At 58.7% G+C, this 23,403-nt stretch carries 23 protein-coding genes; 8 read left to right on the top strand and 15 right to left on the bottom strand.

What is annotated here, in order from left to right:
• Positions 1-34: 34 nt before the first annotated feature.
• From BFV97_RS11470 to mtnK, 4 genes are read right to left on the bottom strand one after another with little or no spacing between them, the layout of a single operon-like run.
• A complete protein-coding gene (locus tag BFV97_RS11470; protein ID WP_069300512.1) occupies positions 35-694 on the bottom strand; it encodes a class II aldolase/adducin family protein in 660 nt (219 codons plus the stop codon).
• Complete coding sequence (locus BFV97_RS11465; RefSeq protein ID WP_245667719.1) at positions 691-1,686, bottom strand: sugar-binding transcriptional regulator; 996 nt, start codon at positions 1,684-1,686, stop codon at positions 691-693. The genes BFV97_RS11470 and BFV97_RS11465 overlap by 4 nt, the downstream gene beginning before the upstream one ends.
• Positions 1,687-1,688: 2 nt before the next feature.
• A complete protein-coding gene (mtnA, locus tag BFV97_RS11460; protein ID WP_069300511.1) occupies positions 1,689-2,786 on the bottom strand; it encodes an S-methyl-5-thioribose-1-phosphate isomerase in 1,098 nt (365 codons plus the stop codon).
• Positions 2,783-4,039: an S-methyl-5-thioribose kinase gene (gene mtnK, locus BFV97_RS11455; protein WP_069300510.1), complete on the bottom strand. Its 1,257-nt coding sequence runs from the start codon at positions 4,037-4,039 to the stop codon at positions 2,783-2,785. Before mtnK ends, mtnA begins: the two co-directional genes overlap by 4 nt.
• A 148-nt stretch (positions 4,040-4,187) precedes the next feature.
• On the opposite strand from mtnK, the gene BFV97_RS11450 reads away from it, so the two are divergent.
• Genes BFV97_RS11450 through BFV97_RS11440 form a run of 3 tightly spaced genes read left to right on the top strand, consistent with a single transcriptional unit; the run spans position 4,188 to position 7,779 of the window.
• The gene (locus tag BFV97_RS11450) at positions 4,188-5,696 is read left to right on the top strand and encodes a sugar ABC transporter ATP-binding protein (protein ID WP_069300509.1); all 1,509 of its coding nucleotides are present in this window, start codon (positions 4,188-4,190) and stop codon (positions 5,694-5,696) included.
• A gap of 2 nt (positions 5,697-5,698) precedes the next feature.
• Positions 5,699-6,715 (top strand): ABC transporter permease, encoded by a 1,017-nt coding sequence (locus tag BFV97_RS11445; protein WP_069300508.1) that lies wholly within the window; start codon positions 5,699-5,701, stop codon positions 6,713-6,715.
• Positions 6,716-6,738: 23 nt separating this feature from the next.
• Positions 6,739-7,779: a substrate-binding domain-containing protein gene (locus BFV97_RS11440; protein ID WP_069300507.1), complete on the top strand. Its 1,041-nt coding sequence runs from the start codon at positions 6,739-6,741 to the stop codon at positions 7,777-7,779.
• Between the two features lie 46 nt (positions 7,780-7,825).
• Here the strand turns inward: BFV97_RS11440 and BFV97_RS18775 are convergent, their stop codons facing one another.
• Entirely contained in the window at positions 7,826-8,074 is a 249-nt protein-coding gene (locus BFV97_RS18775; protein WP_157888317.1) for a hypothetical protein, read from the bottom strand.
• Between BFV97_RS18775 and BFV97_RS11435 the strand changes: the two genes are divergently transcribed.
• Genes BFV97_RS11435 through BFV97_RS11425 form a run of 3 tightly spaced genes read left to right on the top strand, consistent with a single transcriptional unit; the run spans position 8,055 to position 11,130 of the window.
• Entirely contained in the window at positions 8,055-8,981 is a 927-nt protein-coding gene (locus BFV97_RS11435) for a transketolase (protein ID WP_083225627.1), read from the top strand. The genes BFV97_RS18775 and BFV97_RS11435 overlap by 20 nt on opposite strands.
• 14 nt (positions 8,982-8,995) lie before the next feature.
• The gene (locus BFV97_RS11430) at positions 8,996-10,000 is read left to right on the top strand and encodes a transketolase family protein (RefSeq protein WP_069300505.1); all 1,005 of its coding nucleotides are present in this window, start codon (positions 8,996-8,998) and stop codon (positions 9,998-10,000) included.
• Positions 10,000-11,130 (top strand): RuBisCO large subunit C-terminal-like domain-containing protein, encoded by a 1,131-nt coding sequence (locus BFV97_RS11425; RefSeq protein ID WP_069300504.1) that lies wholly within the window; start codon positions 10,000-10,002, stop codon positions 11,128-11,130. Before BFV97_RS11430 ends, BFV97_RS11425 begins: the two co-directional genes overlap by 1 nt.
• A gap of 37 nt (positions 11,131-11,167) precedes the next feature.
• On the opposite strand, the gene BFV97_RS11420 is transcribed toward BFV97_RS11425, so the two are convergent.
• From BFV97_RS11420 to ilvD, 6 genes are all read right to left on the bottom strand, one after another.
• A complete protein-coding gene (locus BFV97_RS11420) occupies positions 11,168-11,707 on the bottom strand; it encodes a MarR family winged helix-turn-helix transcriptional regulator (RefSeq protein WP_083225611.1) in 540 nt (179 codons plus the stop codon).
• A 2-nt stretch (positions 11,708-11,709) separates the two neighbouring features.
• Positions 11,710-13,011 carry a TRAP transporter large permease gene (locus BFV97_RS11415; protein ID WP_069300503.1) on the bottom strand — a complete coding sequence of 434 codons (1,302 nt, stop codon included), beginning with the start codon at positions 13,009-13,011 and terminating at the stop codon, positions 11,710-11,712.
• Positions 13,011-13,523, bottom strand: a complete 513-nt coding sequence (locus BFV97_RS11410) for a TRAP transporter small permease (protein WP_069300502.1) — start codon at positions 13,521-13,523, stop codon at positions 13,011-13,013. The genes BFV97_RS11415 and BFV97_RS11410 overlap by 1 nt, the downstream gene beginning before the upstream one ends.
• Before the next feature lie 61 nt (positions 13,524-13,584).
• Entirely contained in the window at positions 13,585-14,631 is a 1,047-nt protein-coding gene (locus tag BFV97_RS11405; RefSeq protein WP_069300501.1) for a TRAP transporter substrate-binding protein, read from the bottom strand.
• Between the two features lie 52 nt (positions 14,632-14,683).
• Positions 14,684-15,571 carry an NAD(P)-dependent oxidoreductase gene (locus tag BFV97_RS11400; protein WP_216635958.1) on the bottom strand — a complete coding sequence of 296 codons (888 nt, stop codon included), beginning with the start codon at positions 15,569-15,571 and terminating at the stop codon, positions 14,684-14,686.
• Entirely contained in the window at positions 15,571-17,295 is a 1,725-nt protein-coding gene (ilvD, locus tag BFV97_RS11395) for a dihydroxy-acid dehydratase (protein WP_083225610.1), read from the bottom strand. The genes BFV97_RS11400 and ilvD overlap by 1 nt, the downstream gene beginning before the upstream one ends.
• A gap of 98 nt (positions 17,296-17,393) precedes the next feature.
• On the opposite strand from ilvD, the gene BFV97_RS11390 reads away from it, so the two are divergent.
• Both BFV97_RS11390 and BFV97_RS11385 read left to right on the top strand, forming a co-directional pair.
• A complete protein-coding gene (locus BFV97_RS11390; RefSeq protein WP_069300499.1) occupies positions 17,394-18,173 on the top strand; it encodes a hydroxypyruvate isomerase family protein in 780 nt (259 codons plus the stop codon).
• Positions 18,170-18,955 (top strand): 2-keto-4-pentenoate hydratase, encoded by a 786-nt coding sequence (locus tag BFV97_RS11385; protein WP_069300498.1) that lies wholly within the window; start codon positions 18,170-18,172, stop codon positions 18,953-18,955. Before BFV97_RS11390 ends, BFV97_RS11385 begins: the two co-directional genes overlap by 4 nt.
• Before the next feature lie 25 nt (positions 18,956-18,980).
• On the opposite strand, the gene arsJ is transcribed toward BFV97_RS11385, so the two are convergent.
• The 4 genes from arsJ to BFV97_RS11365 form a co-directional block, all read right to left on the bottom strand.
• The gene (gene arsJ / locus BFV97_RS11380) at positions 18,981-20,246 is read right to left on the bottom strand and encodes an organoarsenical effux MFS transporter ArsJ (protein WP_069300497.1); all 1,266 of its coding nucleotides are present in this window, start codon (positions 20,244-20,246) and stop codon (positions 18,981-18,983) included.
• Positions 20,243-21,241 carry an ArsJ-associated glyceraldehyde-3-phosphate dehydrogenase gene (locus BFV97_RS11375; protein ID WP_069300496.1) on the bottom strand — a complete coding sequence of 333 codons (999 nt, stop codon included), beginning with the start codon at positions 21,239-21,241 and terminating at the stop codon, positions 20,243-20,245. The genes arsJ and BFV97_RS11375 overlap by 4 nt, the downstream gene beginning before the upstream one ends.
• A gap of 144 nt (positions 21,242-21,385) precedes the next feature.
• Positions 21,386-21,865: a DUF411 domain-containing protein gene (locus tag BFV97_RS11370; RefSeq protein WP_069300495.1), complete on the bottom strand. Its 480-nt coding sequence runs from the start codon at positions 21,863-21,865 to the stop codon at positions 21,386-21,388.
• Between the two features lie 60 nt (positions 21,866-21,925).
• Positions 21,926-23,350 carry a multicopper oxidase family protein gene (locus tag BFV97_RS11365; protein ID WP_108721675.1) on the bottom strand — a complete coding sequence of 475 codons (1,425 nt, stop codon included), beginning with the start codon at positions 23,348-23,350 and terminating at the stop codon, positions 21,926-21,928.
• Positions 23,351-23,403 lie beyond the last annotated feature (53 nt).

Here is a 23,403-nt window from a genome sequence, read left to right as displayed (position 1 = left end):
ACGGGCGCGCGTCCGGTTAAGGCTTGATCGCGGTTTAATCCATGTCTTTAGGGCCATAATTGCCAAAGGCGGCGACAACCTCTTGCATCTGGGGATCGGTCAGGATTTCGGGCGTTCCGGTTGACAGCGCCAACAGATAGACCCGCGCCAGGTTGTCCAGTTCTTCCATCCGCCAGAGTGCGCGGTCAAGGGTTTCCCCCGCCACCACCGCGCCGTGATTGGCCATCAGACATGCGGTCCGCTCTGCCATTGCCTTGGCAACCATACGGGCCAGATCGTCACTGCCAAACAACGCGTAATCCACCAGTGGCACGCTATTACCGCCAAAAGCGGCGATCATATAGTGGCAGGCCGGAATCGCGCGGCGTTGCACGGCGATTGCTGTGGCATGGACCGGATGGGCATGCACCACCGCCGTCACATCCGGCTTGCTGCGCAGGATCGACTGGTGAAAGCGCCATTCGGTTGACGGGCGGATGTCGCCCGATAGATCCGGTTCACCCTCCAACGGCATGGCGCAGAGCATGTCGGGCCGCAACTTTTCGTAGGGGACACCGGACGGGGTGATCAGCATCCCGTCCTTGTATCGCACGGAAATATTGCCAGAGGTGCCTTGGTTCAGACCGCTGTTCTTCATCCATAAACATCCGTCGATGATGCTCTGGCGCAGGGCGGTGTCTTTGGCGGGGGTCATGGTGTGTCGTCCAGTAGTTTCTCGGCAGAGGCCGAGCATGTGATGAAATGGGTCACGTAATCGCCGCGAATTGCGGCGGCGGCGGCATCTACGCGGTCCAGCCCTGCGGAGACCAGAATGCCCATCTCCTTGTTGCGCATCTGCTCCAGCGTGACACCGATCAAACGGTCCTCATTCGGGGCGGGCATCGGGGTGCCCTCAACATCAATCACACGGCCACAAATGACAGCGGCCGCACCGTCCTTGCGCATTTGCGACAGGGTCGGGGCGTCCAGCAGGCCGGTCATGGCGATATGGCTGTCCGGATCGGTTGTTCCGGCCGCAAAGATGACCTTTTTACAATCCGCTACCATCTGCAACTGCGCCGCCACCATCGGTTCCGCCTTGAGGCTGTCACAAAGCTGCGGTGTGGACAGCATCAGGGGCACATGCAGGTTGGCACAATAGGCCCCGAACCGCTGCGCCAGTGTTGCCGCGCAATTTTCTGCGGCGAAACCGATGTCGGACGGTTTGGACCCCAACAGTTGCACGATTGTCAGATCCTCCATTATCAGCTTGGGTGCGATCTGCGCCAGCCGGTAAATGGTTTCCCCCCAGGCAATACCCAGATGGTCCCCCGGTTCCAGAAGATGGGGCAGCCAGTCCGATGCGGCGCGGATCACCCGTTCTGCCGTGCGCTGCGCAGAGCTTCCGTCTTCGGGCACAACAAGCACATCCACCAGACCGAATTTCGCCCGCAACTCGGACGCCAATCGGTTGTTGCGAAACACGTCGCTGTCCAGCGTGATGCGCACGTAATCGCGCCGTCGGGCCTCTGCCAGATAGTTCACGACAGAGGCGCGGCTGACATCGAGCCGCTTGGCGATTTCATTCTGGTTCAACCCGTCGTGAAAATAAAGCCATGCGGTTTCGATGATAAGATCGTCCTGCCGCGACCCGCGTCCGGCTGCATCAACGCCCGGACGCGCAGAGGAGGCAGAGGCCGGCGCCACGCTTATGCGCCTGCCATTTCGGGGAAGAGTGCGGCAAGACCCTCGGGTGTCGCTTCGCATATGCCCCGTTCGGTGATCAGACCTGTGACCAAACGGTTCGGTGTCACATCAAAGGCAGGGTTGCCCCCCGGTGTGCCGTCTGGTGTGACCTGAACCACACCGATAGAACCGTCTTCCATTGTCCCTTGGATGTGGGTGGTCTCACGGGGGCTGCGTTCCTCGATCGGGATTTCGGCAACGCCGTCATCCACCGTCCAGTCAATCGTAGGGGAGGGCAGGGCCACATAGAAAGGCACACCATTATCATGGGCCGCGAGCGCCTTTAGATAGGTGCCGATCTTGTTGCAGACATCACCGCGCCGCGTGGTGCGGTCGGTGCCGACGATCACCATATCGACCTGTCCGTGCTGCATCAAATGGCCTCCGGCGTTATCTGTCACATAGGTATGTGGTACACCGTGGCTGCCCAATTCCCAAGAGGTCAATGCCCCCTGGTTGCGCGGACGGGTTTCATCGACCCATACATGCAGCGGGATTCCTGCGTCATGGGCGTGGTACATCGGGCTGGTGGCGGTGCCCCAATCCACGGTCGCAATCCAGCCCGCATTACAATGGGTCAGCAGCCGGACAGGTTCGCCCGCCGGTTTTTTCGCTGCGATCTCTTTGATCAGTTTCAATCCGTGCTCCCCGATCTGGCGGCAGATTTCCACGTCTTCATCCGCAATGTCATGGGCCAGTTTCAGGGCGGCTGCGGCGCGGTCTGCTTCGGGCAGCGGTCGCATTGCCTCGCGGCACCGGTTCAAGGCCCAGCGGAGGTTGATTGCTGTTGGGCGGGTCTCGTTCAACCGCTCCCATGCTGCATCCATATGGGCATCGGAGGGGTCCAGCCTAAGTGCGAGCGCCATGCCATAAGCGGCTGTCGCCCCGATCAGCGGCGCCCCGCGCACGCGCATTTCCACGATTGCGTCTTCAAAATCTTCCAACGTCTTCACTTGCTGGGTGATAAATTCGTAAGGCAGGGAGCGCTGGTCGATGATTTCCAACACGTCATCCTGTGCATTCCACCACAAAGAGCGGTAATGGGTGCCGTTTACTTTCATAGGATGTTCCTTGCGTTATAAGTCCGTGCCAGCGCTACCAGCGCTTTGGCATCTTTCAGTGTATCGGATTTGAGCACCAGTTCCGCGCCCATTTGCAGGTTCCGCGCCTCCAGAGGGGCGCGAACGGCGGTGTCTTCGATGGTCTCAAAGTCCGCATTATGGGCCAGCGACAGGCAGCGGCGGTGCATTTCTATGCCGCAGAACCGCAGCGCATCGCGCCAGATTTCCGCCAGAACCCCGTCACAGGCAGCGCCCGAACTGTGGCCCTGATCCTCAAACAGCGTTTTAGGGTAAAGCATACCGGTTCTTTCGCTGTCCCACAGGCTGCGGAACTCTGCCTCGAAACTGGCCCAGCAGTCCGTGATGACCGAGAGTATCCAGTCCTGATAGCTGTCAAGATCACTGCCCCGATGGGCGGGCTGGCTGAAAAAGGCCATCAGGTAATTGGCGGTCAGCATCCCAATATCAAAACCCATCGGCGCATATTGTGCAAATTCGGGATCAATGACGCGGATTTCGCTGTCGGTGGCCATGATCGAACCGGAGTGCAAATCACCATGCACCATTGTCTGCGTGTTAGAGGCAAATTTAGTCAGCATCTGCTGGGCGATCTGCTTTAGCTCGATATTGTTGCGCAGCTCATTTATCACCGGTTCCAGTCCCGGTGTGTGATTGTTCAGCTCCGCCTCAAAATAGGGATCGGTAAAGACCAATCCTTCGGTGATCGCAGGAATTTCCACATTGCCCGAGAACAGCCCCACATCGGCCTTTTTGTCAGCGGATTTCAGGGAGAGTTCAGAACCGCGAAACGCCGTGCGTGCACAGAATTTGCCGCAGAACGCCCCCAGTCCTTTGACTTTTTCACCGGCAATCAGCTTGTTGCGCAGGATCACATGGGGGGAAAGAAACTCCATCACGATCAGCGCCTGATCCGCGTCAAAATAATAAATTTCCGGCACGGTTCCAGGATCACGGGCGGCCTGACGGGTCAGGGCGTGATATTCGTAAAAGGCGCGGTACAGCGGCATCGGCCAACTGTCCCCCACAAGGCGCACATAAGGAAGGGCCTGTTTGACAATAACGCTGCCCTGATCGCTTTGCACAATAAACACAAGGTTCAGATTTCCGTCACCGACTTCCCTGACCTGCCAGCCCGATGGGTCGGTTCCAAGGTGTTTCGTCACCGCCGGCAGGCTGCCCAACCGTGTAGAAAGTGTCTCTGGCGTCAGGGCCTCATAATTCGCGTACTCCATCCCGCAGTCTCCCGTTTTTGATGAGATGTTTATCGCGGCGGTGCGCTTTCTAGTCAATAGACAAATGGTTTGACAACTGTTGAAATGGTTACTATCGAAGGAACACGCCATCCGGTGGCGGCTAGGGAACGAGATCTGGGAAGAGTGTATGAAAGCCTGTGAAATCAGAGGTCTGGAGAAATCTTTCGGTCGCAATCACGTATTGCGCGGAATCGATCTGGACCTGTCTGCGGGCGAAGTTGTTGTTTTGATGGGGGCCAATGGCGCGGGGAAATCTACGCTGGTTAAGATACTTTGCGGGTTTCAGGGGGCCAATGGAGGCTCGATACAGCTTGAGGGCCAACCGTTCCAGCCGTTGGATGCGGCGGATGCGATTTCGCGCGGGGTTGTGACGGTGCACCAGTCCATTGATGACGGGGTGATTCCCGATCTGGACGTAGCGACAAACCTGATGTTGAACCGGCTGACAGAGCAGGGGGCCGGGCTGTTGGTGCGTGACCGTGCGCTGCGGGTCGCGGCACGTAAAGTGGCAGACAATATGGGGCTTGATCTGGATGTGCGGGCGCGGGTGGCGGATCTGTCCGTAGCCGACCGCCAGATGATCGCCATTGCCCGCGCAATGGCCTATGAGCCGAAAGTCCTTATTCTGGACGAGCCGACGTCATCCCTCTCTGCATCCGAGGCCGACCGCCTGTTCGCGCTTCTGGACAGGCTGCGGGATCAGGGTGTGGCGATTCTTTATATTTCCCACCGCATGTCCGATATACGCCGCATTGCCGACCGGATCGTTTGTATGCGGGACGGTCGGATTTCCGGCGTTTTCGATCAGGCGCCGCTGGATTATGATGGCGCAGTGACGGCGATGCTTGGCCATAAGATGACCGATGTGGATATTGACGTTGTCTCCGGCGGTCCTGCCATCCTTGAGGTGGATCAGGTGCGGCTTGACGGTGGCGATACACCGGTCAGCTTTACCGCCCATGACGGCGAGGTGGTCGCCATTACCGGACTGCTCGGCAGTGGGAAAAGCCAGCTTGCAGATATGATTTTCGGGCAGAGACCTGTCAAATCGGGCCAGTTGCGGCTTGACGGGCGGCCCTATGCGCCCCGATCCGCCACCCATGCGGTGGCCGCAGGGGTGTTTATGTCCTCCAAGGATCGCAGCACCAACGCCGTGATCCCCGCCTTTGACATCGCCAATAACATGACGCTGCCGTTTCTGGGCAGTTTCAGCCGCTTGTCCCTGCTGAGCAAACGCAAACAGCGCGGGGCGGCGAATGATATGATCCGGCAGATCGGAGTCAAATGCCAGTCCGATTATGACGGCATCGGCACCCTGTCGGGGGGCAACCAGCAAAAGGTGATGATCGGCCGCTGGCTGCTGGAAGACAGCCGCGTGTTGTTGCTGGATGAACCGTTTCAGGGTGTAGACATCGGCGCACGCCGCGACATCGGCCGCCACATCCGCGCCACCGCCAAGGGCCGCGCCACACTGGTGTTCGCAGCCGAGCTGGACGAAGCCCTCGAAATTGCGGACCGCATCATCGTCCTTCACGAAGGGGCTGTGGTTGGCACCCATTCCAATTCCAATATTGATCTGGACGTGCTGATTGCCCAGGTCTCAGGGGCCAAAGACGCCCGAATACAGGCGAACTGATTATGACCAACGAGAAAATCCTGAACTTTGCGATCCGCTTCGGCTTTTTGATCCTGTTGATGGGGCTGGTGCTGTATTTCAGCCTGTCTGCCAGCGGATTTGCCTCTCCCCGATCAGCGGCCTTCATCCTGCAGTCGGTAGCGATCACGGGGATTCTGGCGCTTGGCGTGACCTGTACGCTGGTGGTGGACGGGTTTGACCTGTCGATCGGATCGGTGGCAACAACGTCGCTGATGCTCTCGGCTTATGCGATGGTGATCCTTGAAATGTCGGCCTTTTCCGCTGTGATGTTGTGCCTTTTGATGGGCGCTGTGGTGGGGTTGATCAACGGTCTGCTGATCGTGAAGTTCAAGGTGCCCGACCTGCTGGCCACCTTGGGGATGATGTTTCTGCTGATCGGCCTGCAACGTATCCCGACACAGGGCAATTCCATCGCGACCGGCATGAAGCTGCCCGACGGCAGCGTAGCGGAAGGCGCGTTTTCGCAGGCGTTCCTGTGGCTCGGGCGGCACCGCTTTGATCTGGTGGTAGAGCGTCTGGTTCCGGTTCCGGTCGTCATTTTCCTGATCACCGCTTTTGCAATTTGGGTGTTTCTGGAACTGACCCGTCACGGGCGTCTGATGTATGCGATTGGCTCGAACGAGCGGGCGGCGGCCTTGGTCGGTGCAAATGTGAACCGCTACAAAATTGCGGCCTATATGATCTCTGGCGTGACCGCCTCTATCGGGGGCATCCTGTTGGCGGCGCGTCTGGGGCGCGGTGATATTGCCAGCGGAAACAACCTGTTGCTGGACAGTGTGGCGGCGGCATTGATCGGCTTTGCCGTGCTTGGCGCGGCCCGCCCTAATGCCTTTGGCACAGCGGTTGGCGCGTTGTTTGTCGGCATCCTTTTGCAAGGGCTGACCATGATGAACGCACCCTATTACACCCAAGATTTCGTGAAAGGCGCGGTTCTGGTGATTGCGCTTGTATTTACCTTCTACCTTAGCGCCAAGCGGGGCGCCGGTGGGAAAACCTGATCAACTGATGGGAGGAAAAAATCATGTTGAGACGTCATTTTATCAAATTCGCCGGGCTGGCAGCCCTTGCGACTGGTCTGGGCAGCGCCGCGCTTGCGCAGATGCCCGCACCTCTGGACAAACCCGAGGACGTTAAAATCGCGCTGGTGCGTTACCTCTCGACAGGTGACTTTTTCCAGTCCTATCTGTCCGGCGTGGAGACCCAAGCCGCAGCGATTGGCATGGACCTGCGGGTGTTTGACAGCCGTCAGGATGCGGCGTTGCAGGCGGATATGGTGGATCAGGCTATCGCGCTTGGCGTGGACGGGATCATCATCCAGCACGGTCTGACTGAATCCATGAAAGAAGCTGCACAGCGGGCAGTGGACGCGGGCATCAAAGTCGTTGCCTTCGACGTGGATGTGGAAAACGAGGCTATTCCGCAGATTGAACAGTCTGACTATCTGCTGGGTAAACTGGCTCTGGATCAGGCGATTGCGGATAACGGCACCGAATTCACTGCCGGCTATGTCTATGTTCCGGGCATCGCGCCGCTGGACCGACGCGATGTGGCGTGGGAAGAAGTGAAACAGGCAAATCCGGGCATCAAGGAAGCGGCTGTGTTCGGCACGCTCGACAATCCGATTGCCAATGCGGTTGCCAACCAAGCCCGCTCCATTTTGCAGGCCAACCCGACCATCAACGTGATGTTTGCGCCGTTTGACGAATTTGCCAAAGGGGTGAAAATCGCGGTGGATGAGGCCGGACTGACACAGGACATCAAAATCTATTCTGCCGATGTCTCTACCGCTGATATTTCCGCCATGCGGGAACCGGATTCCGCTTGGGTCGCGACCGTTGCTACCAACCCGTCTGTTGTGGGCGAGGTTTCGGTGCGCACATTGGCGCTTCAGCTGACAGGCGAAAATCCCGGTAAATCCGTAGTGGTTCCACCGACCCTGATCACGCAGGATTTCCTGAACGAACAGGACGTCAGCAACATGGAAGAACTGGGCGCCAAGATGCCACAATTCCAGCATGCAGATGTTGCGATGGCCGACTGGATGCCATTGCCCAAACGCTAAACCGATCCCTGTCCGGCCTGCTGACGTGGCGGGCCGGACACCCCATTTACAGTTCCAACGCCCCGAGGGTATCTGCCTTGCCCAGACTGCCGCGCCCGTCATTTTCCAGCGACCCGCCCGTGTTTGCGCTGTTGCGAAATGCTCCGAGATGCGCCCCACTGCCTGACTTTTCTGCGTAAAGCGGTGGTGATCCCACCGAGCATTGCGCCCCAACACCGACCTGCCGGTCCCCTTCAACCTGTCGGCGCTTGCGCCGGCCAATGTGGAATATTGCCGTGAAGAACGAACGAACCACCGAAGACATCGCCCTTGGAATCCGCCGCCGCGTGTTTGAACATGCGATGCGCAACAATGGCGGGTATCTGTCGCAAGCCTGCTCCTCTGCCGAACAACTGGCCTGGCTTTATAACGAGGAGCTGAACCTTGGGGCGCCGACCCTGCCGATGATCCCGAAACCTTTCGGCGGTGTGCCCCATGCGGACAATCCGGATTATCACACAGGGGCCGGTTACAACGGTCCGTTTGAACCGGAATACGACCGTCTGTTTATCGCCCCCGCCCATTATGCGCTGGTGGCTTATGCGACGTTGATCGAAACAGGCCGTATGGCGGCTGAAGGTCTGGAGATGTTCAACAAGGACGGGTCCAGCGTTGAGATGATCGGCGCAGAGCACAGCCCCGGCATGGAGGTGCATAACGGCACGCTTGGCATTGGTTTGTCCACTGCCGCAGGTCTGGCTTGGGCGCGCAAACGCAAGGGCGAAAAGGGCCGCGTCTGGGTCTATATGTCCGACGGAGAGGTGCAGGAAGGCCAGACATGGGAAGCGATCCAGTGCTGTGCGCACCACCGGATCGACAACGTCAAGGCAATCATGGATGTGAACCGCCAGCAATGTGACGGGGCGATGGATTCCGTCATGGAAGTGGGGGACATCAAGGCCAAGATGGAAACGTTCGGCGCGGTTGTTGTGGAGGTAGACGCCCATAATGTGAACGACATGCGCGAGGCGGCCAAGACCAAACATGATGGTAAACCCCTGATCATTCTGGCCAATTCCAACCCGTTCCACGCCATGCCGATTCTGGAAGAACGCTTCCCGCGCCTCCACTACGTGCGTTTCAAATCCGAAGAAGAACGCGCCCGCATGAACATCTCAATCGCTGAATCCTTGGGTGTTGATCCCATCGACTACGCCCACTGACCGGAGCCGTTAAAATGGTAGAAATGGTAAGCCGCCCCTATGAGCGGGCTTTTGAAAAACACGCACTCGCCAATCCCGAGGTTCTGTGTATCTCTGCGGATCTGACATCATCTTGCGAGATTGATAAATTCCGCGACAACCACCCCGACCAGTTCCTGTCGATGGGGATGGCCGAACAAAACATGATGAGCTTTTGTGGCGGGCTTGGTCTTGCGGGGTATCGTCCCTTCATCCACACCTTCGGGGTCTTCACCTACCGTCGTCCCTATGACCAATTGATGGCCTCGATTGCCTATCCACGGCGCAAGGTGCGGATCATGGGGTTTTTGCCCGGTATCACCACGCCCGGGGGGATGACCCATCAGGCGATTGAGGATATTGCGGTCATGCGCTCCATGCCGAACATGACGATCCTTGAAACCGGCGATGCGACCGAGGTGGAGAGCATCTGTGAAGCGGCTGACAGCATTGACGGTCCGGTTTATTGCCGCGTTCTGCGCGGCTCCATGCCCCGCCTGTTCGACACGCCGATCAAAGTCGGTGAGATGCGCGAGCTGAGTCTTGGAAACGATGTGCTGATCGTCACCGCCGGTATCACCACCGAAGAAGCCATGCGTGCAACCAAAGCGCTGGAAGCGGCGGGCGTTTCCGTGCGTCACCTGCATCTGCACACCATCAAACCTTTCAACGCCGAAGCGATCCTTGACCATATCAACGCGGTGAAAGGCGGGGTGATCACGCTGGAAAACCACGTTACCGAAGGGGGTATCGGGTCATTGGTGGCAGAGGTCATGGCGGACAATGGTGTTGGCAAGAAACTGCGCCGTTTGGGTCTGAAAGACACCTACGCACACGGGGGCAGCCGCGCCTATCTTATGCGGTATTACGGGCTGGATGCGCTGGCGCTGACCCAAGGGGTTGAGGATCTGTTGGGCCAGAAACTCGGCATTACCGAAACTGATCTGGCGGAAGCCCGTGTGGATGCGGTACACTCTCTGGCCAAGGCGGAGGGTCTGTAATGGACCGGTTTTCTGTAACCTACCGGATCGTTGCAGAGGATGATGCCGATGCGATGGCCCGCGCCGAAGCCATCGCGCTGGAGGACACGGTTGAAATCCCCCGCGATGTGGTCCCGTCGGGCTATGTCGAGGATACTGTGCTTGGCCGCGTCGAAGCGGTCACGGCCTGTGGCAATGGAGTCTGGGTCGGGCGGATCGGGTATCACGTGGATGCGGTGGGGCGCGAATTGCCCCAACTGCTGAATGTGATCCTTGGCAATGCCTCTATCCTGCGCGGTGTAAAAGCCATCGACCTGAACCCAAACGCCGATCTGACAGACCGGTTTCCCGGCGCCCGATTTGGCGCGGCGGGATTGCGAGCACTGACAGGGCGCAAGTCAGGGGGCTATGTCTGTCCGGTGATCAAGCCACAGGGCAGTTCATCAGAAACCCTTGCACGACTGTGTTACCTGACCGCAGTGGCGGGTGCGGACATCGTGAAAGAAGACCACGGCCTGTGCAATCAGGACGCTGCGCCATTCAAGACCCGTGCCAAAGCCTGTGCTGCAGCGGTGAAGCAGGCCAACGCAGAGCGTGCGGATCAGGGCGACACCAGCCGCGCGCTCTATTTCGCGAGCATTGGGGGGCACGGTGAAAACCTGCGCGATCTGGCTTATTATGCCAAGGATGCAGGCGCGGGGGGTGTTTTGCTCATTCCGGGGCTGGTTGGCTTTGATGCCATAAACAGTCTGGCGCAGGATGCGGATTTCGGGTTGCCGATCATGGCCCATCCAAGCCACCTTGGACCCTATGTGCTCTCGCCGGATCACGGCTATAGCCACGGGATGCTTTTTGGCCAGTTGATGCGACTGGCAGGGGCGGATGTTTCCGTCTTTCCCAACTACGGCGGACGCTTCGGCTTTTCCAAGCAGGAATGCAGCGCAATTGTAGATGCCTGTCGTGATCCCGCCAACATCGGTCCGGCGATACTGCCCAGTCCGGGGGGTGGTATGTCGCTCGACCGGCTTGGCGATATGATGTCCCATTACGGGGAGGATTGCGTCTATCTGCTGGGCGGCAGTCTGCTGCGCTACGGCGATGACATTGGCGATGCGATCCGCGAAATGCGAACGGCCCTGTCCGCAAACTGACGGTCCGATCCGAACCGGCGCGCACATTCGCGCCGGTTTACAGCTTGGCGTCTTTGGCGACTGCGGTTTCTTCCAAGGTGCGGATCATGTCTTTCATCGTCGTCAGAAACGCCTCGTAGCGGTCCGGCCCGATTGCATCGTGCAGGGCTTTGACGTGGTCCGCGGCTTTGATCTCCATCTGCTTTTGCATCGCGATACCCTCCTCGGTTGCCACGCTCAGATGGATGCGCCGGTCGCTGCCCGAGCGCAGCCGCTGTATCAGTCCTGCATCCTCCATTGCCCGCAAAGCCTTGGTCACGCTAGATTTATCCCGCGCCGAGGCTGCACCGATCTGGGTCTGGCTGATGCGGGGATTGCGCACGATCAGCGTCAGGATGGTGAAATAGCCCGGCTGCATCGCATCCTTGCCAAGCCGGCGGCGGAAATCCTCATAGGCCACTTCATAGGCGCGGCGCAGATACATGCCCATGAAATCCTGTAACAGACCCTGATCAATGGATGCCCCATCGGGTGCAACATCCGTTCCGTACTCCAGCGGGGCATCGTCCGCATGGGCCGATTTTTGAAGCTTTGCCATAGTCACCTCGCCATTTCCGGCAGGACCATCACAATCCAGGGAAAGCCGATGATAATGATGATCCGCAAAATATCGGCCAGAACAAACGGCAGGATACCCCGATACATCTCGCCCACCGACAGATCGTCGATGACCGATTTGATGACGAACAGGTTCAAGCCCACCGGCGGCGTAATCAGCGAGAGTTCTGTCACCATCACCGCAAAAATTCCGAACCAGACCGGTTCAAAGCCCAGTTGCGTGACAATCGGAAAGAAAATCGGAATGGTCAGCAGGATCATCGAGAGGCTCTCCATGAACATGCCCAAAAACAGGTAAATCACAAGGATCGCCAGAATGACCGCCATCGGACCCAACCCGAGCGAGGTAATCAGGTCGGACAGGGCAGACGGCAGGCCGATCAGGTTCATATAATTGGAAAAGACCAATGCGCCGATCAACACCAGAAACAGGCTCGCGGTGGTCTGGACAGTCTCCACAAGGGACTCCACCAGATCGCGCCAGGACAAAGACCGCCGCCAAAGCGCAAAGGCCAGCGCTCCTGTGGCGCCGACACCGCCTGCCTCGGTCGGGGTGAACACACCTTTATAGAGCCCGCCAATGATCCCGATAAACAGCAAGAGGATCGGCCCGACGCTGCGCAGATAGCGTAAACGCACGTCCCATCCGGCACGGGGTGCAGCAGGGGCGCGTTCCGGATCAAGCTGCGCGGCGACGCGGATCGCCGCCAGATACAACAGGATCGCAAGGATACCGGGAAGGATACCGGCAATGAACAGTGAGCCGATGTCGGTTCCCGTGGCAATGCCGTAGAGCACAAGGATAACTGAAGGCGGGATCAGGATGCCAAGGGTCCCCCCCGCCGCCACAGCCGAGGCCGCGAACCCGTCCTTATACCCGTAACGCCGCATTTCAGGCACCGCGACTTTGGCCATTGTTGCAGCCGTGGCAAGGGAGGACCCGCTGAGGGCGGAAAATCCGCCACAGGCAAGGATCGTCGCCGCTGCCAGCCCGCCGCGCATATGGCCGACAAACCCGTGACACAGTCGGTAAAGGTCTTCGGACATGCGCGCCCGTGTTACAAATACCCCCATCAGGATGAACATCGGCAGCACCGAGAGTTCATAGGACATGGTGGCGTTGATCGGCAGTTGTCCGATCATCCCCATCGCGGTGCGTTCCGACAGGTTGATCCAGATGCCCGAAAGCCCAACCAGCAGCATGGCCAGCGCAATAGGCATCCCGCCCATCATCAGCACAAACACGCCTGCAAAAGAGATCGTGGCAATTTCCCAAACGCCCATCAGAGGCTCCCCGGATTATTGGATTGGACCGATTGGCTGCGCAAAAAGGCTTCGATTGCGCAGAGCAGAAAGGCAATGGCGGCCACGACCAGCAGCACCGACATGGATTGTGCGATCAGACCTTTTGGCACCCGCAGTTCCATTGTGACCTCTCCGTAGGTCAGCAACCGTTCCCCCTGTAACCAGACCCGCCACGCGATGAACCCCATCAGCACAGCGCCGGTCAGGTCGGAAATGAAACCGGTAGCCCGCAACAGCGCGGGCGGGAAGCGATCCACAAGAATGGTTACGGCGATATTGCTGCGGCGCCGGATCATCAGCGGCACGGCGGTAAAGACGATCAGCCCCATGCCGATCTCGATCATCTCAAACCCGCCCGCCAGCGGGCTGCGCAATCCGTATCGCATCACCACCCCTGCGAAGGTGACGGACATGACGAAAAACGCGATCAGACCAGAGAGCCATGCAAGGGCAAGGCAAAGCCTGTCAAAGACGGAGATTGCAGATGTCATTACGGTCTCGACTTGGGGAGGGCATCTGCGGCACCCGTTCGGGGATGCCGCAGACAGGGATTTACTTGACCACGTTTACTTGCGTGTCGGCGCGGTAGTTCTGCACCATGTCGCGGGCGTAGGACAGGATCGCCTCGCCGTCAAAGCCCTTTTCCTTGGCTTGTGCCAACCATTCGGTTTCCAGCGGCTTTAGCGTTTCACGGGCCGAGGTCACATCCGCTTCGGGCAGGGTGACGAATTCGACGCCCTTTTCGTTCAGCTTGGACTCACCGTGTTTGTCGCCGTTTGTCCACGCAAACCCCGACAGCATCGCAATGGCCATGCCTGAATGTTTGTTGACAGCGGCCTGTTCGGACTCGCTCAGGCTGTCCCATGTGTCCTGATTGAAAGCGACCCAGAAAGTATCTGTGTAAAGACCACCGGGAATGCGGGTGATCGACGAAATAACCGGCGTGATGCCGAAAAAGTCGATGGATTCAGACGGAAAGGTAATCCCGTCCGCAACGCCGCGCGACATGGCGGTCTGGGCTTCGGTCGGAGGCAGTTGCACAGGGGATGCCCCGAGTTCGGACATGATCCGCCCCGTCACATTGCCGCCAACGCGGATGGTCTTGCCTTTCAGGTCTTCAAGCGTATCCACACGGCCCTTGGCCATATTGATATTCGGGTTGGAGTGGGTGAACAGCCCCACAACATGGGCGCCGTCATGTTCGCCGTAGTCGGCCCCGTATTTCTCGTAGGTCAGCCACGCCGCTGCGGAACCGGCCCAAGGGTCGGGCGACATAAAGGGCAGGTCCATGACTTGCGTCATGGTGAACCGGCCCGCGTTATGGCCGGAAACGCCGTAGCCGACGTCAAACGCCTGATCCAGCAGCAGATCGAACTGTGCGGGCGGCGGGCCAAGCGCCGAGGTCATGATCTCGAATTTCAGCGATCCGCCGGTTTCATCCTCAATCGCAGCGGCCCAAGGCTTCAGGATGCCTGCGACAATCAGATGATGGGGCGGAAGCCACGAGCCCACGCGCAGTGTCTTGGAGTCTTGCGCCGTGGCCGGAAGCGACCCTGCCGCCAATGCCAGCGCCAGTCCGAAGGTTGCGAGTATTTTCATTTCAGTCTCCCTTGTTGATTTGGTACAATAAAAGTGCCTGTTGTCAGAGCGGTTATAGCTTGCTTGGTCCGCTCAGTTTATAAATCTCCAGCGCATCTGCCTCTTTGCCGCCCCGTGCGCTTAGCAATCGGAACTGTTCGGCGGCCAGTGCGGAAAACAGCACCGGCGAACCGCATGATTTCGCCAGTTCGCAAACGGAATCAAGGTCTTTCAGCATGGTTTCCACATGACCAAGTGGCGGTTCGTGCTGGGCGTTCACCATACGGGGCAGGAAAATCTGCAAGGGTTTGCTATCCGCAAACCCACCGGCGAGCGCTTCGGGAAGTCGGTTCGCATCCACCCCTGCATTCGTGGCAAGCCGTGCGGCCTCGGCGAGAATATTCATGGTGCAGCCGACAATGACCTGATTGCACAGTTTTGTGGTCTGCCCCGCGCCGGACGGCCCCATCAGGGTAAAACGCGCTGCCATTTTCAGCACTACGTCTTCGACCCTGTCGAACACATCCTGTTCCCCGCCGGCCATGATCGCCAGCGTGCCCGCCTCGGCGCCGGGAACACCGCCCGATACCGGCGCATCGATCCAGTCCATTCCGGCCTCTTCCTTCAGCCGTTTGGCCATAGCGCGGGTGGCTTCGGGTTGGATGGAGGAGAAATCCACCAGAACCGAGCCTGATTTCGCGCCGCTTGCCACGCCATTGTCACCGAACACCGCGGCCTCTACCGCTTTGGTGTCTGTAAGGCACATAAAGACGATATCCGAACGGGTTGCCACATCTGCGGCGTCCTTGCCCATTGTCGCGCCTTTTTCGACAAGCGGTTGCGCCTTGGCCGCGGTGCGGTTCCAGACCGTCACGTCATAACCTGCATCAATCAGGCGGGTCGCCATAGGCGCGCCCATCAACCCGGTTCCGATATATCCGACTGTTGGCGTATGCTGCATTATTCCATTCCTTTCCGGCGGGAGTCCGGCCATTGCGCGTTTCCTGCATGGGTCACGGCCCCCTTGTGGGCCTGTCCGACGGTTGCGGCGTATTTCGACAGCAGTCCTGCCTTGTGGCGGGTTTCCGGCGCACGCCAGTTCTTGCGGCGCTCTGCCAGTTCAGAGTCCGACACATTCAGGGTAATCGTTGCGGCTGCACCGTCGATGGTGATTGTGTCTCCGTTTTCAACCAGCCCCATCGGTCCGCCTGTCGCGGCTTCGGGGGCGGCGTGACCGATGCACATGCCCCGCGTTGCGCCCGAAAACCGTCCATCCGTCAGCAGCGCCACTTTCTCGCCCATGCCCTGACCGTAAATCAGCGCCGTCAACCCCAGCATCTCGCGCATGCCCGGACCACCGACAGGGCCTTCATTGCGCACGATCAGGACTTCACCTTCCTTGTAGTCACGGGTGTGAACCGCCTCTACCGCATCGTCTTCGCTTTCAAACACGCGGGCGGTTCCGGTGAAGGTCAGGGACTTCAACCCGGCCACCTTCAACAAAGCACCGTCAGGACAGAGGTTGCCTTTCAGCACCACGACACCACCGGATTCCATGATCGCATCCTTAACCGGACGAATGATTTCCCCGTCAGGAGCAGGGGCGTCCTGAACCTCCTCAGCAAGGGTGCGGCCTGTGACCGTCAGTGTATCGCCGTGCATAAAGCCGTTGGCGATAAGTTCCTTGATCACCACATGCGCGCCGCCGATTTCGTAAACATCCTTGGCGTGATATTTTCCGCCCGGCCGCAGGTTGCCGATAAAGGGCGTGCGTTGCAGCACCTCGGCCACATCATCGGCGGTAAAGGGGATACCCGCCTCATTCGCGATGGCAGGGATATGTAGTGCCGTGTTGGTCGATCCGCCGGTTGCCGCCACAATGGCGCAGGCATTTTCAAGCGCCTTGCGGGTAACAATATCGCGGGGCAGGGGGCCGCCCCGTTCGATCATGTCCATCACCAGTGCGCCGGCGCGGTGGCCGACGCCCTTACGTTCGGAATAAACACCGGGGATCATAGAGGAATTGGGCACCGTCAGGCCCAAAGCCTCGGACACCATTGCCATTGTGTTGGCGGTAAACTGCCCCGCACAAGACCCGATCGTGGGCTTGCAGGCTTCTTCCAATTGGGTCAGTTCGTCCTCTGTCATGGTGCCGGCCTGCACCGCGCCGACAGCTTCGTACGTGTCCAGAACGCTGACATCGCGGCCCTGAAAACGACCGGGCAGCGCCGATCCGCCGTAAACAAACACCGAAGGCACATTACAGCGCACCATCCCCATGATGACGCCCGGCAATGTCTTGTCGCAACCGCCATAACCGACCACACCGTCATAGGCATGGCCGTGGATCACAGCCTCGATACTATCCGCAATCAACTCGCGGCTGACCAGACTGAACTTCATTCCTTCGTGGTTCATCCCGATACCGTCCGACACGGAAATCGTGGTAAATTCCCGTGGTGTGCCCCCAGCCATAGTGACGCCTTCCTTGGCGTATTCCACCTGCGTGTAATGGGTCATGTTGCAAGGGGTCGTTTCCCCCTTTTGACTGACAACCCCGACCATAGGTTTGGCGATGGCCGCATCATCCAGCCCCATCGCGTGCATGAACGCCCGATGGGGGCTGCGGTCCAGACCGTCGGTCGTAATACGAGAGCGGAGGGGCTTTTTCGGGGGGGACGCCATCAGTAGGAACCTCAAAGAAAGTTGCAAAGTAGAAGGTTTATTCTTGAACAAGACACCCGAATCCCGTTTTGTGTCAATATTGAATTCGAGGTTTAGCGATGAAACTGATCACCAATATCTCCATGATGTTCACCGAACTGCCATTGACGGAGCGCTTGGCCGCCGCCGCGAAAGCGGGGTTTGAGGGTGTGGAAATCCAGTTTCCCGACCCCGCAGATACCGCAAAAATTGCTGCTGCCAGTACAGCAAGCGGCATGTTGGTTGAACTGATCAATGTGCCGCGCGGACCGAATGATGCGGTGGGGCTGGCCTGTTTGCCGGACCAACAGACGGCCTACCGCGCGGCGGTGCAAAGCTGCGCACAACAGGCAGAGGCTTTGAAGGTGCGCAAGGTTAATGTGCTGGCCGGACGTCCGCCGCAAGATGCGTCCCGTTCGGCGTGTCTGGAGGTGTTCAAAAGCAACCTCATCTACACCGCAGATATTATGGCAGGGATTGGCGTCAAGGTGATGATAGAGCCGGTAAATCGCGGGGATGTGCCGGGATTTTTCCTGACCGGACTTTCCGAACCACTGGAAATTCTGAACGATCTGTCCCACCCGAACCTCGCGCTGCAATTTGACTTTTATCACATGGCAATAACGGAACCGGACCTGCCCGAAGCCATCGCGCAGGCCAAAGCGCACATCGGCCATGTGCAATTTGCCGACACCCCCGGACGCCATGAACCGGGCTCGGGTACAGTGGACTTTGCCGCAGCCTTGAACGCGCTGCGCGACACCGGCTACGCAGGTGCGGTTTCGGCTGAATATAACCCTGCAACCCATACGACCAAAGGGCTGGACTGGATGCCCGAATTCAAAAGGATGTTGACATGACGTTGAACGAAAAACTGGCGCAGAATATCCTGCGAGATGTGCAATCGGGCGTGCCGTTCAAACCCTATAGCGAAACGCCGCCGCGCAGCGTGGAGTCTGCCTATGAAATTCAGGACCTCCTGACCGGTCATTATGAAAACCCCGAGGTTTTCGGGCCGGTTGCAGGCTGGAAGATCGCGGCAAATTCCCAAGCACTGATGGAGCGTTTCAAGCTGAAGGAACCCGCCACGGGGCGGGTGTTTTCCAAGCAACGTAAGGACTCCGGTGTTGCGTTGACGGCGGCGGATTATTCCCAGTTTGCCTTTGAGCCGGAAATTGTCGCAGTGATGAAGGACACGCTGGCAGTAGACAAAGCGCCGTTTACATCCGATCAGGTCGCGGCTGCGATTGCGCGTTTCGTGCCGGGGATCGAACTGCTCGACATGCGGCAAACAGATATGCCCAACACCCATATTCCCGATGCCATTGCCCAGAATATTTCCAACGCGGGGGCTGTGACCGGCGGGCCGGGTGTTCCACCCGGAGCGCTTGATACTGCGGCGATCCGCACGGTTTTGCGCATCAACGGAGAGGTCCAGCATGATGTCACCGGCGCGGCACCCCAAGACCCGCTAAGCGCTGTGACGTGGCTGGCCAACCATCTGGCAGCGCGGGGATATGCGCTGGAGGCCGGACAGATTGTGATGTGCGGCACCCACAGCCCGATCTGGTATCACGAGGGCACCGGAGAGATCGAGGTGTCCATGTCCGGTCTTGGCAGCGTGACGTTAACGCTCGGCTGATCAATCGGTCGGGCAGGTGTGCTCTTTAGGGGGCTGCCTGCGGGCGTTGGTCGTCGCGCAATTGCCCTGTGGCCAGCCAGCTGAGGGCCAGCATCAGAGCGGCTGTGGCCAGACAGGCCGCTATGCCGCCAAGCTGATAGGTCAGACCTGACAGCAGCGTGCCCACCAATCGCCCCGCCGCATTTGCCATATAGTAAAAGCCCACATCCATCGTCACCCGCTGCGTATCGGTAAAGCCGAGGATCAGAAACGAATGCAACGCCGAATTGACCGCAAAGATCGCACCAAAGACCAACAGGCCGATCACCACCGTTGCCGTCAGAAGCGGTGCAGGCTCTTCCGCCAGCCAAAGAACCAGCGCGAGGATTGCAGGCACCACGCAAAGCACCCCGACCCACTTCTGCGCCAGCACCAGCAGGTCTGATCTGTTGCGGGTCGCGGCGTTCAGGATGCGCGGCGCACTGCCCTGAACGATGCCGTAAAGAATGGTCCAGACCGCCATGAAACTGCCGATGGTGAAAAAGGCAGCGCGATTTCCCGCGTCGCTGCCGTCGGACAGGACGGCATAGAAATAGATCGGGATGCCGACTACGAACCAGACATCTCTGGCTCCGAACAGGAACAGACGGGCCACGCTCAGCCAGTTTATGTTGCGGTTCTTGGAAAAAACCTCGCGGAACTTTGCATCGCGGCGTCCCGTTGGCAGACCTTTGGGCATGGCCACTAAAACGGCGATCAGAATGATAAACAGCACCAGCGCCATTGCCAGAACCGATGCGGTAAATCCGGCCAGTCCGAGCAAGGCCGCCCCAAGCAGGAACCCCGCCCCTTTGACCGCGTTTTTGGAACCTGTCAGCAGTGCCACCCAGCGGAACAGACCGCTGTCGCCGTCAGGGGCCAGCACTTTGACCGCGCTTTTCGCGCTCATTTTCGACAAATCCTTGGCGACACCCGAAAGACCCTGCACCAGCATCACAAAGATCACCGAGGTTGTGATCGACCAGGCCGGTGACAGTTGCGTCAGCGCGAGCAGCGCAACCACCTGCAAGGTCAGCCCCGCATAAAGTGTCGAGGTCAGCCCGAACCGCGCTGCAATCCAGCCGGCAGACAGATTGGTAACAACCCCTGCGATTTCGTAGAGCACAAACAGATAGGCCAGTTGCACCGGCGAGAACCCCAGCGTGTGAAAGTGCAACAGCACCAGCATTCGCAAGGCACCATCGGTCAGCATGAACGCCCAATAGGCCGCCGTTACCGTAACATAAGCGGAAAAACCGGCAGCCCGTGTCACACCGAAGAGCCCACCATCAGCGCCACATCCACCAGCCGGTGGGCATAGCCGTATTCGTTATCATACCACGCATAAACCTTCAGCTGCGTGCCGTTCACAACCATTGTGGACGGCGCGTCGATGATCGCGCTGCGCGGATCATTGGTATAATCGCATGACACCAGAGGCCGCGTTTCATAGCCAAGAATACCCTCAAGCGGCCCTTCGGCGGCGGTTTGGAACAGGGCGTTAACCTCTTCTACCGTCGTGTCGCGGGCCATCTCGAACACGCAATCGGTGATGGAAGCATTCAACAGCGGCACCCTGACCGCATGTCCGTTCAGCTTGCCCTTCAGTTCCGGATAGATCAACGTGATCGCCGTGGCTGATCCGGTGGTCGTTGGAATAAGGTTCGTCAGGGCAGAACGCGCCCGCCGCAAATCCTTGGCAGGGCGATCGACGATTGTTTGTGTGTTGGTGACATCGTGGATCGTGGTGATAGAGCCGTGTTTGATCCCGATCCCTTCCAGCAGAACCTTTACGACGGGTGCAAGACAATTGGTGGTACAGCTTGCCGCTGTCACGATCCGGTGGGTTTCGGGGTCATACGCGTCGGTGTTCACCCCGTAGACGATATTGGCGGTCGGCCCGTCCTTGACGGGCGCAGACACCACGACTTTCTTAACGCCCGCCTCAAAATAGGGGGCGAGCTTTGCCTCGGTTTTGAAAGCGCCGGTGCAATCTATGACCACATCCACACCACGCAGCGGAAGGTCTTCCAGCGTGCGGGTCTTGGTGACGGGGATGCGGGTGCCGTCGATGATGATTGCACTGTCGTCCGCAGAAAATTCGGCAGGCCAGCGACCGTGTACGGAGTCAAACTCCAACAGGTGGGCGTGCATGGTCGGATCGCCTTCTGCATCATTTACAAAGGCAATCTTTGCCCCTTTTTCCAGCAGCGGGCGCAGCGCCAGTTTCCCCATCCGGCCCAAGCCGTTGATTGCATATGTCGTCATCGCTTCAATCCATTCCTGATCCGCCGGTCGCGCGCGGAGTTTATGGCATGGATATGTAAAACTATTATGACAGACAAGTCAGTCCTGTAGGGTCCAACCCTGCGCCAGTGCCGAACCCTTCGCAGAATTTTTCGTGATCCAGATTTACTCAATCATGTAAACCTGCGGTGCCGCACCCTTTTTCATGCTGTAAATGGTAAAGGGTTCCTGCTTGGTCCCCCCCATACCGGGCGAGCCCTGCGGCATCCCCGGCAAGGAAATCGCGGCGATGTCCGGTTTTTCGGTCAGCATCTTTTCGATAGCCGCTACAGGGACGTGTCCACTGACCGCGTAATCCCCGATAATGGCCGTGTGACAGCCCTGCAAACCTTCAGCGATACCGGCCTTGCGGTTGATTTCGCTCAGGTCGTGGGTGGGAATGATCTCTACGTCAAATCCGTGTTCTTGCAGATACTCAGCATGGAGTTCACAGCATCCACAGGACGGATCTTTATAAAGTTTGACCTCATCGGCTGACACGTCAGAGGGTAGGGTGACAAAAGCCACAGCGCCGAACAACGCGAGCGTGGCAGCCGCAGTTCCCAGATGTGTCAGTCGGCGGGATTTGGTGGGTTGAACGTTCATCTTAATGTTTCCTTCGGTTTTGCCGGATCGTCCCGACAGAGTTTTCTTAAGTTCAAAAGGTCAGGCTTGCGGCGCAACGCGGATTACGCCCATCATACCTGCGGCCTGATGCTCCAGAATGTGGCAATGAAACATCCAGTCGCCCGGGTTATCTGCGACAAAGGCGATGTCCACTTTTTCGTCAGGAGCCATCATAACCGTGTCCTGCCATTCCTGATAGCGGGTCGCTTGTCCGTTCCGCGCGATTACGCGAAAGCTGTGACCGTGGAAATGGATCGGATGGGGCCAGTCCGTGCGGTTTTCCATGCTCAGAATATGAGAGGTCCCCTGTGCCAGTGTCAGGAACGGCTCCTTCACCGGACCTTTTGCGGCGACACCGTTGATAAACCACATATTGCCCTGTCGCATCTGGTTCATCATCGACATCATGCCGCCACCCATCATGCCTTGACCCATCATTCCGCCGTTAAAGATCACCTCGTGGCGTGTGGCTTTGGCCAGATCGGGTTCAGACAAAGGGTTCGGTGCCAGTTCCATAGACCAGTCGGGCACCGTGTTGCGCAGGGGGGTGGCGTCATGGACCAGATCCACCAGTTTGTATTCCATCCGGTTGTAGAACACGTCCGTCACCGGCATCACCGCTCCGGCGGGGCCGGTCATGTCCAGCACCAGATCCACCCGCATTGCAGGCCCGATCACAACCACGCCGCTGTCCGGTGTATGGGGCGTCACCGGCTGCCCGTCGAGCGCGATGACAACAGGCGACAGTGCCCCGAAATCCAGACCGAAAATCCGCGCATTGGCGGCGTTGATCAACCGCAGACGAATACGCTCTGCGGGTTTGACAGCAAACTGTTGCGCCATCCTGCCGTTGATCGTCACTGTATTGCCCATCCGCCCGCCGTGCGCGGCGTCATGCATCGCACCAAAGCCGCCGGCGATCGCGCCGTCCTCTGTCAGACGCCAGTCATCCAGCATCCACGTGACCTCTCGATCCACGCGGATCGGATCGTGTTCTTCAACGATGAGCGGACCATAAAGACCGCGGGCCACCTGTTCGGCGCTGTTGTGATGGGGATGGTACCAGAATGTTCCGGCATCAAGCGCGTCAAATTCATAGAGGAACTTATCCTCCGATTTGATTGGCGCTTGCGTCAGCCCTGCCACACCGTCCATTGCGTTTGGTGTTCGGATGCCATGCCAATGGATCGTCGTGTCCGCAGGCAGTTGGTTCTGCGCTTCGATCCGCAATCGTTCGCCCTGACGCACACGGATTTCGGCGCCCGGAACAGAACCGTTATACTGCCACACGGGTGTCATGCCGAACGGCGCAGGGCGGAGCGCGGCCTGACCTGCGGCAGCGCGCAGTGTGATCGGGGGGGCAGCAGGCGCGGCGGTCCCGGCGGCACCTGTTTGCATAGAGGCAGCAAAGGCTGCACCGGAGACCAGAAACTGCCGCCGGTTGAGGAATTGAGTCTTGAACATATGTTCGTCCTTGAACTGTCAGAAACGCGCGCTTCCAGCATCAAAGCCGCGCT

Origin of the sequence: Neptunicoccus sediminis (genome assembly GCF_001719615.1) — a bacterium.
In the GTDB taxonomy this organism is placed as follows: Bacteria; Pseudomonadota; Alphaproteobacteria; order Rhodobacterales; family Rhodobacteraceae; genus Amylibacter; species Amylibacter sediminis.
Note: the sequence above shows the minus strand (reverse complement) of the source record. Positions and strands in the feature narration are given on the sequence as shown.

Bases quoted from the DNA above. Each gene is read 5' to 3' on its own strand.
- BFV97_RS11365 (WP_108721675.1), bottom strand. From the start codon at position 23,350: ATGTTCAAGACTCAATTCCTCAACCGGCGGCAGTTTCTGGTCTCCGGT.
- BFV97_RS11390 (WP_069300499.1), top strand. From the start codon at position 17,394: ATGAAACTGATCACCAATATCTCCATGATGTTCACCGAACTGCCATTG.
- BFV97_RS11415 (WP_069300503.1), bottom strand. From the start codon at position 13,011: ATGGGCGTTTGGGAAATTGCCACGATCTCTTTTGCAGGCGTGTTTGTG.
- BFV97_RS11370 (WP_069300495.1), bottom strand. From the start codon at position 21,865: ATGAACGTTCAACCCACCAAATCCCGCCGACTGACACATCTGGGAACT.
- BFV97_RS11425 (WP_069300504.1), top strand. From the start codon at position 10,000: ATGGACCGGTTTTCTGTAACCTACCGGATCGTTGCAGAGGATGATGCC.
- BFV97_RS11445 (WP_069300508.1), top strand. From the start codon at position 5,699: ATGACCAACGAGAAAATCCTGAACTTTGCGATCCGCTTCGGCTTTTTG.
- BFV97_RS11470 (WP_069300512.1), bottom strand. From the start codon at position 694: ATGACCCCCGCCAAAGACACCGCCCTGCGCCAGAGCATCATCGACGGA.
- BFV97_RS11375 (WP_069300496.1), bottom strand. From the start codon at position 21,241: ATGACGACATATGCAATCAACGGCTTGGGCCGGATGGGGAAACTGGCG.
- BFV97_RS11410 (WP_069300502.1), bottom strand. From the start codon at position 13,523: ATGACATCTGCAATCTCCGTCTTTGACAGGCTTTGCCTTGCCCTTGCA.
- BFV97_RS11420 (WP_083225611.1), bottom strand. From the start codon at position 11,707: ATGGCAAAGCTTCAAAAATCGGCCCATGCGGACGATGCCCCGCTGGAG.
- mtnK (WP_069300510.1), bottom strand. From the start codon at position 4,039: ATGGAGTACGCGAATTATGAGGCCCTGACGCCAGAGACACTTTCTACA.
- mtnA (WP_069300511.1), bottom strand. From the start codon at position 2,786: ATGAAAGTAAACGGCACCCATTACCGCTCTTTGTGGTGGAATGCACAG.
- BFV97_RS11440 (WP_069300507.1), top strand. From the start codon at position 6,739: ATGTTGAGACGTCATTTTATCAAATTCGCCGGGCTGGCAGCCCTTGCG.
- BFV97_RS11430 (WP_069300505.1), top strand. From the start codon at position 8,996: ATGGTAGAAATGGTAAGCCGCCCCTATGAGCGGGCTTTTGAAAAACAC.
- BFV97_RS11405 (WP_069300501.1), bottom strand. From the start codon at position 14,631: ATGAAAATACTCGCAACCTTCGGACTGGCGCTGGCATTGGCGGCAGGG.
- BFV97_RS11400 (WP_216635958.1), bottom strand. From the start codon at position 15,571: ATGCAGCATACGCCAACAGTCGGATATATCGGAACCGGGTTGATGGGC.
- BFV97_RS11385 (WP_069300498.1), top strand. From the start codon at position 18,170: ATGACGTTGAACGAAAAACTGGCGCAGAATATCCTGCGAGATGTGCAA.
- ilvD (WP_083225610.1), bottom strand. From the start codon at position 17,295: ATGGCGTCCCCCCCGAAAAAGCCCCTCCGCTCTCGTATTACGACCGAC.
- BFV97_RS11450 (WP_069300509.1), top strand. From the start codon at position 4,188: ATGAAAGCCTGTGAAATCAGAGGTCTGGAGAAATCTTTCGGTCGCAAT.